At 67.9% G+C, this 11839-nt stretch carries 10 protein-coding genes; 5 read left to right on the top strand and 5 right to left on the bottom strand.

All coding sequences use genetic code 11. The annotated features are described in order from the left end of the window. Positions 1 to 47: 47 nt before the first annotated feature. Positions 48 to 518 (bottom strand): VOC family protein, encoded by a 471-nt coding sequence (locus VMT40_RS35080; RefSeq protein ID WP_326363838.1) that lies wholly within the window; start codon positions 516 to 518, stop codon positions 48 to 50. A gap of 56 nt (positions 519 to 574) precedes the next feature. Here VMT40_RS35080 and VMT40_RS35075 point away from each other — a divergent pair, with 56 nt between their 5' ends. The 3 genes from VMT40_RS35075 (at position 575) to VMT40_RS35065 (ending at position 2906) form a co-directional block, all read left to right on the top strand. Continuing rightward, a complete protein-coding gene (locus tag VMT40_RS35075; protein ID WP_326363837.1) occupies positions 575 to 1459 on the top strand; it encodes a helix-turn-helix domain-containing protein in 885 nt (294 codons plus the stop codon). A gap of 103 nt (positions 1460 to 1562) precedes the next feature. Continuing rightward, complete coding sequence (locus tag VMT40_RS35070) at positions 1563 to 1979, top strand: DoxX family protein (RefSeq protein WP_326363836.1); 417 nt, start codon at positions 1563 to 1565, stop codon at positions 1977 to 1979. A gap of 474 nt (positions 1980 to 2453) precedes the next feature. Further along, positions 2454 to 2906 (top strand): universal stress protein, encoded by a 453-nt coding sequence (locus VMT40_RS35065; RefSeq protein ID WP_326313455.1) that lies wholly within the window; start codon positions 2454 to 2456, stop codon positions 2904 to 2906. A 97-nt stretch (positions 2907 to 3003) separates the two neighbouring features. Here the strand turns inward: VMT40_RS35065 and VMT40_RS35060 are convergent, their stop codons facing one another. Both VMT40_RS35060 and VMT40_RS35055 read right to left on the bottom strand, forming a co-directional pair. Further along, positions 3004 to 5265, bottom strand: a complete 2262-nt coding sequence (locus VMT40_RS35060) for a HelD family protein (RefSeq protein ID WP_326364027.1) — start codon at positions 5263 to 5265, stop codon at positions 3004 to 3006. Between the two features lie 175 nt (positions 5266 to 5440). Beyond that, positions 5441 to 6775 carry a diguanylate cyclase domain-containing protein gene (locus VMT40_RS35055; RefSeq protein WP_326363834.1) on the bottom strand — a complete coding sequence of 445 codons (1335 nt, stop codon included), beginning with the start codon at positions 6773 to 6775 and terminating at the stop codon, positions 5441 to 5443. A gap of 173 nt (positions 6776 to 6948) precedes the next feature. Here VMT40_RS35055 and VMT40_RS35050 point away from each other — a divergent pair, with 173 nt between their 5' ends. Next, a complete protein-coding gene (locus tag VMT40_RS35050; protein ID WP_326363833.1) occupies positions 6949 to 8145 on the top strand; it encodes a beta-ketoacyl synthase N-terminal-like domain-containing protein in 1197 nt (398 codons plus the stop codon). On the opposite strand, the gene VMT40_RS35045 is transcribed toward VMT40_RS35050, so the two are convergent. Then, complete coding sequence (locus VMT40_RS35045; protein ID WP_326363831.1) at positions 8142 to 9875, bottom strand: GAF domain-containing sensor histidine kinase; 1734 nt, start codon at positions 9873 to 9875, stop codon at positions 8142 to 8144. The genes VMT40_RS35050 and VMT40_RS35045 overlap by 4 nt on opposite strands. A 95-nt stretch (positions 9876 to 9970) precedes the next feature. Then, positions 9971 to 10618 carry a response regulator transcription factor gene (locus VMT40_RS35040; protein WP_326363829.1) on the bottom strand — a complete coding sequence of 216 codons (648 nt, stop codon included), beginning with the start codon at positions 10616 to 10618 and terminating at the stop codon, positions 9971 to 9973. Between the two features lie 256 nt (positions 10619 to 10874). Between VMT40_RS35040 and VMT40_RS35035 the strand changes: the two genes are divergently transcribed. Beyond that, complete coding sequence (locus tag VMT40_RS35035) at positions 10875 to 11717, top strand: sigma 54 modulation/S30EA ribosomal C-terminal domain-containing protein (protein ID WP_326363828.1); 843 nt, start codon at positions 10875 to 10877, stop codon at positions 11715 to 11717. The last annotated feature ends 122 nt before the right edge of the window (positions 11718 to 11839 follow it).

Here is an 11839-nt window from a genome sequence, read left to right as displayed (position 1 = left end):
GAATCCTTCGGAGAGAAGGGGGCAAGCCCCCTTCACCCCCGAAAGACCTAGGCCTGCTGGGCCATCCATTCGTTCACGCGGCGTTCGGCTTCTTCTCGGGAGACGTCTTCTACTCGGGTCATGACGATCCAGCGGTGGCCGAAGGGGTCCATGACTCGGCCGTAGCGGTCGCCGGTGACGAAGGTGGCGGGGTCGGCTACGTAGCGGGCGTTGTGCTCCTTGGCGAGTTTCGAGACGGCGTCCACGTCGGGGCAGTAGTGGACGATGCTGGTGTGGACCCAGTCGTCGGCGGGGGCGCGCAGGCCCTCGTCGGGGATGGGCATGCCGACCTGGATGGTGGAGTCGCCGATGAGGAGTTCGGCGTGGGCGGCCTGGCCGTCGGGAAGATCGTTGCGGCTCAGCAGCTTCGCGCCGAAGACGGCGGTGTAGAACTCGATGGCCGCGTTGGCGTCCGGGACGGCGAGAAAGCAGGTGATGGAGTGGTAGCCCTCGGGGATCGGATTCACGGTATCGCTCATGGCAACTACTCTCGTCGCCGCCGCCGCGATGGTCTTGTAAGAAAGCGACACGGGCAGTGACCAGCGGAGACAACGAGAAGACCAGCGGTGACAACGAGAATGGGCGGTTCGCGCCGCGTCCGGTGCCGCCGCCGGAGACCGCGAAGGGAATCCTGCGCCCGCGCCAGCAGAACGCCGCCAACAATCACGCCCGGCTGGCCGCGGGGGAGCGGGTGTCCCGCTATGTCGAGTGGTACTGGGCGGTGCGTTGGGATCGGCGCGGCCAGCCGCCGTTCTATGCCGAGGTACTGCCGTACCCCTGCGTGAACCTCACCTTCGAGCGCACCCACGAGCGCACCGGCGCCTTCGTGACCGGCGTGTGGACCACCAAGTACGTGCGCGAATTGGCCGGGGAGGGTGAGACTTTCGGCGTCAAGTTCCGCGCGGGCGGCTTCGGCGCGTTCACGGGCCTGGACGTCGGGGCGTTCAGCGACACCTCGGTCCCGGCGACCGACATCTTCCCGGCCGCCGACGCCCTGGGCGAGGCCGTGCTCGCCACCACCGATGTCGACCGTCGCCGCGATCTGATCGAGGATTTCCTCGTCGACCTCGGGCGCGAGGCGGGCGACGACACCGCCTACCGCCTGGTGCTCGAGATCGTCGACGCCATGGAACATGATCCGGACCTGACCCGGGTCGACCAGGTCACCGAGCGTTTCGACATCCCGATCCGCACCCTGCAACGCCTGTTCCGCCGCTACGTCGGCGGCAGTCCGAAGTGGGTGCTGCGCCGCTACCGCCTGCAGGACGGCGCGCATCTGCTGGCCGAGGGCCGCACCTCCGACCTCGCCGCCCTGGCGCTCGAACTCGGCTACTTCGACCAGGCGCACTTCTCCAACGAATTCGCCAAGGAGATCGGAATGCCTCCCCTCGAGTACGCTCGCCGCTCGCTACCATCCTGACGGGTTTGTCGAAGAAGCCGCTGGTCCGGGAATTTTCTGCCACCCTGATGAGGTTGGTTGCCGTATCACCCAATGGCAGATCGATCATCGATAGGAGCGGGCCATGGACGTGCTGGTTTTGATCGGACGGATCCTGTTCGCGCTACTGTTCCTCGGCTCGGGCTTCGGGCATCTGGCCCAGCGCAAGCCCATGGCGGAATACGCCAAGTTCAAGGGCGTGCCCCTGGCCGATGTTGCGGTACCCGCCTCGGGCGTCCTGCTGCTGGCCGGAGCGCTGAGCGTGCTGCTGGGCGTCTGGGCCGATCTGGGCATGCTGCTGCTGATCGTGTTCCTGGTGCCGACCGCCTTCCTCATGCACCCCTTCTGGAAGGAGACCGACCCGCAGGCCAAGCAGGGCGAGATGGCGCACTTCAACAAGGACATCGGGCTGGCGGGCGCGGCGCTCATGTTGTTCGCGTTCTTCGCCTACGTCGGCACCGATCTCGGATTGACGCTCACCGGACCGCTTTTCAGCCTCTGATCCGATCTCGGCGCGTTAGTATTGCGCGTCATTGATCGGCCGGAGGGAAGCGATCGCGTGCGTTCGGTGGATACCGCCATCCTCAGTGCGATTCTCGGCTGGTTGTGGGCCGAATTTCGCGATCTGTGAAGTAGGAAGAAGTCACTGTTTCGCGGGCCGTTCGTTGTGCGATGTCACGACGAACGGCCCGCGGGCGTCCGGCGCGATTTCGGATTTGTGACGAATCTCCCACGGCCACAACGGTCTTGGCCTTTTGTGGGCCGCGTCCCGAGGGCCCGGGAAATTCGCTGGTAGTCAAGGCCCTGTTCGGGCGGTATGCCGAATGTGCCGCACATCTGGCGCGCCACGTCGGTGTGATGTGTTGCGATATCGAATATTTCCGCCTGTTATGCCGCTATTGTCAGGCGGAGTTGCCGCGGCGGTAACCCCACCGGTGTGGACGCCGCGGCCCCGACCCTTGTACTTGGAGGAGAAATGACCGCCTACCGGACGATCGTCGTCGGTACCGATGGCTCGGACTCGTCGTACGTCGCCGTCGAGCGGGCCGCGGCTCTCGCGGGCGACGAGGGCGCCACGCTGTACATCGCCTGCGCGTATTTCCCGACCGACGACCGCGATGTGGCCGCCGCCGCGGACGTGCTGAAGGACGAGGCCTACCAGGTGCGCGGTTCCGCGCCCACCAGCGAGATCCTGCGCGTGGCGCGGGACAAGGCCGTGGCCGTCGGCGCGGTGAACGTGGTGGAGAAGGCCGTGGTCGGCGAGCCCGTCGAATCGCTGCTGAACCTGCTCAAGGAGGTGGAGGCCGATCTGCTCGTGGTGGGTAACCGCGGCCTCAACACCCTCGCGGGCCGCCTGCTGGGCTCGGTGCCGTCGGATGTGGCGCGCAAGTCCCGCACCGACGTGCTGATCGTGCACACCGTGCGCTGAGTCGGGCCCTGGCCCCGAACCCGAATACCGAAGAAGTGGCCGAGCCCAACCGGGCTCGGCCACTTTCCATTTGGAAGCAAATCAGCTCGGCAGCAAATCAGCCCAGCCGGTGCAGGACTTCCGGGAGATCCTCGGAGTGCACGACCGCCAGGCGCTGGGTGGCGCGGGTCAATGCGACGTAGAGGTCGTTCAGGCCGCGCGGCGACTCGGTCAGGATCCGGTGCGGCTCGGCGAGGATGACCGCGTCGAACTCCAGGCCCTTCACGTCGTGGACGGTCAGCACCCGCACCGAATCATCGCTCAGGTACGCCAGTTCCGGGGCCAGGTCGTGCGGCACGATGACCGCGGTGGTGCCCGGATGGTCGGCCTCGGCGGCAATGAGTCGCTTGATCTCGTCGGCCAGTTCGGTCACCGCCACCCGCCGCGCGGTCGGCTCGAAGCCGGAGTCGCGCACCGAGCGCGGCGCGGGCGCGTCCGGGTCGATGGCGGCCAGCACGTCCCCGGCCACCGCCATGATCTCCGAGGGCGTGCGGTAGTTGACCGTCAGCTCGGTGAGCTTCCAGCGTTTGGCCACATACGGTTCCAGCACCTGCTGCCAGGACGAGGCACCGGCCGGATCGCCGGTCTGGGCCACGTCGCCGACGGCGGTGATCCAGCGATTCGGGATGCGCCGCATGACCATTCGCCATGCCATCTGCGAAAGCTCCTGCGCCTCATCGACGATCACGTGCCCGTAGGTCCAGGTGCGGTCCCCGGCGGCGCGCTCGGCGGTGGTCTGGCGGGTGCGCACCTGCTGGCGTTCGGCCAGCTGCGAGGCGTCGATCAGGTCGTAGGCCATGAGCAGTTCCGGATCCAGGTCGTCCTCGAGATCCTGTGGGGCGGAACCGGTCAGAATGTCCAGGGCGTCCTGGGCCTCGGCCAGCTGGGCTCGCCAGCGGCGGCGGGCGCGCTCGCGCTCCTCGCTGTCGTCGATGCCCAGCAGTTCGGCCAGCTCGTCGAGCAGCGGCGCGTCGGCGTCGCTGAATTCGCCGCTGTCGCTGCGGTAGAGCTCCGCGCGATCGGCCTCACTGAGGTGGCCGCCCGCGCTGGCCAGGCGCTTGGGGTCGGCCCACAGCCCGCCCAGCACCTCCTGCGGGGTCAGGATGGGCCAGAGTCCGGCGATGGCGCGCTGGATCTCGGTATCGGCGCGCATCTCGTCGCGGATCTCGGTGAGATCGGTCTGGCTCAACAGGTTTCGCCCGCCCAGCGGGTTCGCGCCGATGGCGGCGGCCAGCTGATCGGTGAGCGCGTCCACCACGGCGGCGGCGAAAATGGGGCGGGCCAGATTGTGCGCGCGCCGCGAGGACCGGGCGCGGCCGCGGGCCTTGGTGACGATCTTGCGATCCAATTCCAGCTGATGCCCGTCGAAGTGGAGCCGGATCGGTTCGCGCGGCACCTCCTGCCAGTCCCGCACCGCCTTCTTGAGCACCTCGATCATGTCGAGCGAGCCCTTGAGCTCCCCGGCGCGCAGCGAATCCTCCAGTGTCGCTTGCACTCCCGGGTACAGGTTGCCGATCGTGGACAGCAGCACCCCGGTCTCACCGAGCGAGGGCAGCACCTGACCGATGTAGTCGAGGAAGGTCGAGTTCGGCCCGATGATGAGCACGCCCGCCTTGTCCAGCTGCTGGCGGTAGGTGTAGAGCAGATAGGCCGCGCGATGCAGCGCGACCGCGGTCTTGCCGGTGCCGGGCCCGCCCTGCACCACGAGCACGCTCTTGTGCTCGGAGCGAATGATGGCGTCCTGCTCGTGCTGAATGGTCTCGACAATGTCGTTCATGTGCCCGGTGCGGGCGGCATTGAGCGCGGCCAGCAGCGCGCTCTCGCTGCCGACACCGCCGTCGCCATTGATGACGCCGTCGCGGCGGGCCGCGTCCAGATCCAGGTACTCGTCATTGACCGCGGTGACCTTGCGGTTGCGGGAGCGAATGTGGCGGCGACGCGTCACGCCGTCGGGTGCGGCGGTGGTGGCCAGATAGAACGGGCGGGCCAGGGGCGCGCGCCAATCCAGCAGCAGCGTCTCGTAATCGGCGGACTCGTCGAGAATGCCGATGCGGCCGATGTAGCGCGTCTCGCCGTCCGCGGCCTCGCCGCCGTTCTCGTCGTCGGCGAGGTCGATGCGGCCGAAGCATAGGCCGTGTTCGGCCGCATCGTATTTGGCCAGGTCCTCGGAGTAGAGCTGGGTGAACGACTCGCGTTCACTGCGCGCCTGCGGCGTGCCGCCCGTCTCCAGGAGCACGGTGCGCAGCCGCCGCTGGGCGTAGGCGCGCATACCGTCGAGCTGTTCGTAAAGCTTCGTCAGGTACTGCTGCTCGCGTTCCATGTCGGGGGATACCGCTGGTGCGGAATCGGACACGGAACGCTCCTCGGTGAGGTCGGGCAAAACGGAACTCCTTGTTCACCACAGCGCCGTGTTGGGAACGGCACGCGAAGCATCGAGAACAGAGTTATCTACTCTAGTGCGCGTTTCCACTCGGCGCCGTATTGCCCGGTCAGCGTCAGGAGGCGTGGGTGCTGTCGCTGCGGCGGCTCAAGGTATTGCTTTGATGGTTCGGCGGCTTGGCCCGGTACATGGCGAGGTCGGCGTCGTGCAGCACCGCCTCCGGGGTGCGGGTGTCGCCGGGGTGCAGGTGCGTGACCCCGATCGAGGCATCCACGTGAATGCGGTGTCCGCGCGCGATGATCGGTTCGGCCATGGTCTGGCGCAGCCGGGTGATCAGGGCCTCGAGGTCGTCGCCGAGGGTGCGGCCGGACAGCAGCACCAGGAATTCGTCACCGCCGATGCGGCCGACGATGTCGTCGGAGCGCAGCCCGCGTTGCAGCCGCTGGGCCACGATCTGCAGCACGGTGTCGCCGATGGCGTGGCCGAGGGTGTCGTTGATGGCCTTGAACCCGTCCAGGTCGATGAACAGCACGCTGGACACCGGCAGTGATTCGGTGGTGCCCAGCGCCGCCGCCAGCCGGGACAGCACCAGGGCTCGATTGGCCAGTCCGGTGAGCGGGTCGTGGGTGGCCTGGTACTCCAATTGCCTTCGGCTGGCGCGGAATTCGGTGATGTCGTTGAACGAGGACACCGCCGCCGACTCCGGGTCGTCCGGATTGAGCAGGCGGCTCGAGGCCGAGAGCCAGCGCCGTTGCCCGTCGGGCCGGTCCACGCCGAACACGAAGCGCGTCACGGTCTCCCCGGTGGCGAGGGTGCGGATGACCGGATACCAGGACGAGGGCATGGGCTGGGCATTGGCGTCCAGCAGCGACAGCGGGATGTCGTCGATGTGGGTGCCGATGAGGTCGTCGGCGTCGTAGCCGAAAATGCGGCGCGCGGCCGGATTCGCGGATTCGATGCGCCCGTGCCGGTCGATCACCACCACGCCCTCCTCCAGCTGCGAGACCACCGTGGCGAAGAACTGTTCGGCGCGATGCTGGGCGGCCTCGGCCGTGCGCTGCGGGGTGAGGTCGTGCACCACGACCTGGTAGGCGAGGTGGTCGTGCCAGGCGGTGAGCACCGAGACGGTCTCGACCTCGACGGTGCCGCCGTCGCAGCGGCGCAGGGTCATCTCGGTGGGGTCGGAGGCGGTGCCCGCGATGGTGAGGCGGCGAATCCGGTCGAGCATGGGCGCGATGGAGGACGGTTCCACGAAATCGGTCACCGATCGCCCGATGACGTCCTCGGGATCACCGGCCGCCAGCAGTCGCAGCATGGCCGGATTGGCGTAGACCACGATGCCGCGCTCGTGGACCACGACCCCGTCGGGGCTGTAGTCCACCAGGGACCGGTACCGCTGGGCCAGCTGTTCGGCATCGGTCGGGTCGTTCGCCCGATCGTTACCCACCACCTCTTGCACCCCCTGATCGTCGTTGCAACACGTCGCTGGAGCACGGCACCATTCTGTTATCCGAAAAGTAGCTGGTGCAGCTTGCCGACCGTATTGAATGAATCACAGTCCCGCACAGCATCGGCCCGCGAGTGGTGATCATTACGGGCAACAGTCCGAAAGGAGCGATGCAAATGGCTGGCACCATCCCCGAACCCGAGACCTCAGGTCAGCACCAAGATCATATGACCATCGCCGGTATCGGTGCTGTGACCGGGTACGGCTGGGGCCGCGAAACTCTGTGGGAGGGTTTGCTGAGCGGCAAGCCCGCCGCTCGGCTCTTTCCAGGGTACGGGCCGGAACGGGATCGGAACGGGTGGGTTGCCCGCGTGCCGGAGGGCGGAGATCCGGAATTGCCGAACAGCCGCTACATTCGGGCGGTCATGGGCGCGGCGCGCGAGGCGGTGGCCGATGCCATCGAGCGCGGTTGGCGGCGCGGGCGCACGGTCGGCCTGCTGCACGCCATCGTGCTCGGCAATGTCTACGAGTGGCGCGACTTCTACACCGTCGACGGCGGCACCCGGCGTAATCGTGACTATCTGCGATTACTCCCCTCGACGCCGGTGGCGATGGTGATGAGCGAGTTCGGGTTTCACGGCCCGGCCATGAATGTGACCGCCGCCTGTTCGTCGTCGAATGTCGCCCTGATCACCGCGCAGATGTGGCTGCGCCAGGGCATCGCCGACGACGTCCTGGTGATAGCGACCGACCTGTCCGCGATTCCGGAAATGGTGCAGCCGTTCGTGGCCGTGGGCGCGGCGGTCGACGACACCGATCCGCTCGACGCCTGCCGCCCGTTCCAGGAGGGCAGTCGCGGCTTCGGTTTCGGCGAGGCCTCGGTGGCGTTCGTGATGAGCCGCGAGGTGGACCGCCCGTACGCGGCGGTGCTGGGCGGTGGCATGACCAATGACGGCTACCACGTGATCTCGGTGGACCCCTCGCACGAGCAGATCTTCGCCTGTGTGAAACGCGCCCTGGCCAGCGCGGACGTGCGGCCCGAGGAGGTCGCCTACCTGAACACCCACGGCTCCGGCACCGCCCAGTGCGATGCCGCCGAAACCGCGCTGCTGGCCCAGCTTTTCGACGATCGTCCGCAGGTGGTGGCCATCAAACCGCTGGCCGGGCACTGCCAGGCCGCCTCGGCCGGTGTCGAATTGGTCGCCGCCGCACTGGGTTACGAGCGCGACCTGCTGGTCTCCGCGCCGATCGTCGCCCCCGCGCATCCGCGCCTGCTGGACGGCGTGCGGCGCGGCGTGGACGGCATCACGGTGAAGACCGCGCTCGGCATGGGCGGCCACAATTCCGCGGTGGTGCTCGGTCCCGTCGGCTAGTGCAGCGGGACCGACCAGTGCAGTTTGGTGCCGGTCCCGGTGGTGTCGCCGTCGGCGCGACGGCGCGGATAGACCGCGAGGCTGCCGCCGGACTGTTCGGCGCGGCGGGCCAGATTGGTCAGGCCGCTGGGGGTGATGCCGTCGGGGATGCCGCAGCCATTGTCGGCGACCACGATGGTGAGATCGTCCGCGACGCCGATGTCGATGGTGATGGTGTCCGCGCCGGAGTGGCGCACCGCATTGGAAACCGCCTCGCGCACCACGGCTTCCGCGTGATCGGCCAGGGTGGGCTCGACCACCGACAGCGGGCCGGTGATGTGCATGAGCGCGCGAATGTCGGTGGCGGTGGTCTGTTGTTTGACCGCGCGCTCGATGCGCTGGCGCAGCCGGGTGCTGTGCCCGTCGCCACCGTGCAGATCGAAGATGGAGGTGCGGATCTCCTCCACCACGTCCTGCAAATCGTTGATGGCGTCGGAAAGCCGTTGCTGCACTTCGGGAACGCGAGCGCGCGGGACCGTGCCCTGCAGCGACAGGCCGATGGCGAACAGCCGCTGGATCACGTGATCGTGCAGGTCGCGGGCGATGCGGTCGCGGTCGGTGAGGATGTCCAGTTCGCGCATGCGCCGTTGCGCCACCGCCAATTGCATGGCCAGCGCAGCCTGATCGGTGAAGGCGGCGATCAATTCCACCAATTCGTCGGTGTAGGGCGCGGATTCGGCCGCGCGCAGCAGGATCAGCACGCCCAGGGTGGTGTCGGGGGTGTGCAGGGGCAGCACCAGCGCGGGCCCGATTCCGGCGAGGGGAGTGCCGAGGTCGACGTGGCGGGCGTCGTCGAAGCGCAGGGGAGTGCGGGTGGTCAGGGCCTGTCCGACCGCGGTGCCGGGGGCGCGCACCGCGTGCCCGGCGGGCGGCTCACCCGGCCCGGACCATTGCGCCACCACGAGTTCGGTGACGTATTCGGGTAGTTCGTCGGGGTCCACAACGGCAAGGACGGCGCGCTGCGAGGCGGTCAGTTCCCGGGCGTGCTCGACGACGTGGGCGAGCACCTTCGCCGGTTCGGTGTCGGCCAGGAATTCGGTGGCGATATCGCGGGTGGCCTCGATCCACGCCTGCCGGGTGCGGGCCTGCTCGTAGAGCCGGGCATTGTCGACGGCGATACCGGCCGCGGCCGCGAGCGCCTGCAGCAGCACCTCGTCGTCCTCGGTGAAGGGGTGCCCGCCGGACTTCTCGGACAGATAAAGGTTTCCGAAGACCTCGCCGCGAATCCGCACCGGCATGCCGAGCAGGGTGCGCATGATCGGATGGTGCTCGGGGAAGCCGACCGCGGCCGGATGACGCGTCACATTGTCCAGGCGCAGCGGCACCGGCTTGTCGAGCAGCAGCCCGAGCACGCCGTGGCCCTCGGGCAGATCGCCGATCAGCACCCGGGTCTGGTCGTCGATGCCGTGGAAGATGAACTGGCTCAGCTGTTTTTCGTGCCCGCGCACCGCGAGCGCCCCGTACTTCGCGTCGACCAGGATGGTGGCGGCGCGCACGATGGTGCGCAGCGTCTGGTCCAGATCCAGGCCCGAGGTGACCGCGAGCATGGCCTCGACCAGCCCGTCGATGCGGTCGCGGGCGTCGATGATCTGTTCGACCCGATCCTTGACCTCGGTGAGCAATTCGCGTAATCGCAGCTGCGACAGCGTTTCACGCACCGAGTATGGGCCGGTGCGGGGTGTGTCGTGCATGGTTGTCCTGCGGTCCGGCGGAGGCGACACGGCATCGGAATTCTATTCGGGGCAAGGTTGCCGAAAGGTTGTTTACGCAGGAACACGATTGACCGCTACGCGGAACGCGACTGACCGGTCCGTAGTTTCGAGGCGAGCACCGCGGCCTGGGTGCGGCGTTCCATGCCGAGCTTGGCCAGCAGCCGGGACACGTAGTTCTTGACGGTCTTCTCGGCCAGGAACATGCGTTCGGCGATCTGCCGATTGGTCAGGCCGTCGCCGAGCAGGTCGAGGAGTTTGCGTTCCTGTTCGGTCAAACCGGCCAGCGGACCGTCGAATTCGGTGCTGCGCCGCAGCCGCGCCATGAGGGCGGCGGCCGCGCGATTGTCCAGCAGCGAGCGGCCCGCGCCCACCTCCTTGATGGCCTTGGCCAGCTCCATGCCCTTGATGTCCTTGACCACGTAGCCGCTGGCCCCGGCCAGGATGGCGTCCATCATGGCCTGCTCGTCGGTGTAGGAGGTGAGGATCAGGCAGCGCAGATCGTCGATGTCGGCCAACAGATCCCGGCACAGTTCGATGCCGTTGCCGTCGGGCAGGCGCACGTCCAGCACCGCCACGTCCGGGCGCAGGGCCGGAATTCGGGCCAGCGCCTGGGCGACATCGCCCGCCTCCCCGACGACGGTGAGTTCGGGATCCTCCTCCAGCAGATCGGTGAGACCGCGGCGGACGATCTCGTGATCGTCGACCAGGAAGACTTTGATCACGACGGCCTCCAAGCTCAATCGGTACCGCGGGCGCGCGCGTGTTATGCGCGGTATGGGCCAACGTAACTCGCGGCGGGGCAACCGGATACCGCCGAAGGTCCCTAATTTCGCGGTGTGGCGAACGTCCGATGATTTTTTATCGGAGAATTTTCCCTGAAAGTGGTCTGCTTTGGGACCTTCGGCACTGTCGAGGGTGGCGGAGGTGTGTTGCCATGGAGTCGGGTTGCCGGGTCGGAACGGAGAGAGGGGTCGACTGATGGGCGCGTTCGATGTGTGGTCGAGTGGAATCGATCCGGATTTCGTGGTGGCCACACACGGGCCCGTCCCCTCGGGTGAGGTGACTCGGGTGGTGCGCGGACTGGGCAGAATTCTGCGCCGCCACGGGGTCGACGGGCCGGTGCGGGTACGCCTGCACTGGCCCGAATCCGAGGACGAGACCACGCTGGTGCAGGCGAGTGTCCGGACGCTGGGGAAGGCGTTCCGGGTGCAGGTCGCCGGGCCGGGGCGGTTCGCGTCCACGTTCGCGTTGGAGCGATTGGATCTGCGGCTGGGCTGCCCGCCGGACGAATTGTCGCGGCCCTGGCCGGATCCCGCGCGGCCCTCGCTGTCCGCGGTGACCGGTCCGCGACCGATCGTGCGGCGCAAGGATTGTCGACTACAGGTGGCAACACCCGCGGCGGCGGCGCGGGTGCTGGACGCCATGGATTACGACGCGCACCTGTTCATCGACGCGGAGACCGGATCCGAGGCGGTGGTCTGCTGGACCGGTCCGCTCGGGGTGCGCACCCAGGGGCGCTCGCGGGACGCGGTGCCGTCGATGTACGAACAGGAGGCGGTCACCCGGCTGTGCACGGGCGGGCTGCCCTATCTGTTCTATACCGACGCCGAAGCCCGGCGCGGGCGTCTGCTGTACCGGCGCTTCGATGGGGATCTGGCGCTGGTCGGCGCGGCGGGGTCGGAGCGCAGCGTTTTAGAGGACCGTGCGCGCGAACGGGATCGGGGACTGCAACCGCGCGCGATTCCCGGTTGCGGGCGGCGGGCGTTGCCGAGTGTGATGGCGACCACGGCCCTCGGCGGTGCGGTCGAGAAGTTGGCCTGAGCCGTAGTCTGGCGGCGAGCTGCTTCGTCCTCTCGCGGCGAACAGCGCAATAAACACGGTGTGACCAGCGTTTTCGGGTGCGTAACCAAACTTGTCGGTGGGGACCCCTAGCATGGCGTCGG

The sequence above is a fragment of the Nocardia sp. CDC160 genome (assembly GCF_035818795.1).
In the GTDB taxonomy this organism is placed as follows: Bacteria; Actinomycetota; Actinomycetes; order Mycobacteriales; family Mycobacteriaceae; genus Nocardia.
Note: the sequence above shows the minus strand (reverse complement) of the source record. Positions and strands in the feature narration are given on the sequence as shown.

What these genes read in the sequence shown, in the direction of transcription:
- VMT40_RS35080 (WP_326363838.1), bottom strand. Translation starts at nt 518, where the DNA reads ATGAGCGATACCGTGAATCCGATCCCCGAGGGCTACCACTCCATCACC.
- VMT40_RS35070 (WP_326363836.1), top strand. Translation starts at nt 1,563, where the DNA reads ATGGACGTGCTGGTTTTGATCGGACGGATCCTGTTCGCGCTACTGTTC.
- VMT40_RS35065 (WP_326313455.1), top strand. Translation starts at nt 2,454, where the DNA reads ATGACCGCCTACCGGACGATCGTCGTCGGTACCGATGGCTCGGACTCG.
- VMT40_RS35060 (WP_326364027.1), bottom strand. Translation starts at nt 5,265, where the DNA reads ATGGAACGCGAGCAGCAGTACCTGACGAAGCTTTACGAACAGCTCGAC.
- VMT40_RS35050 (WP_326363833.1), top strand. Translation starts at nt 6,949, where the DNA reads ATGGCTGGCACCATCCCCGAACCCGAGACCTCAGGTCAGCACCAAGAT.
- VMT40_RS35045 (WP_326363831.1), bottom strand. Translation starts at nt 9,875, where the DNA reads ATGCACGACACACCCCGCACCGGCCCATACTCGGTGCGTGAAACGCTG.
- VMT40_RS35035 (WP_326363828.1), top strand. Translation starts at nt 10,875, where the DNA reads ATGGGCGCGTTCGATGTGTGGTCGAGTGGAATCGATCCGGATTTCGTG.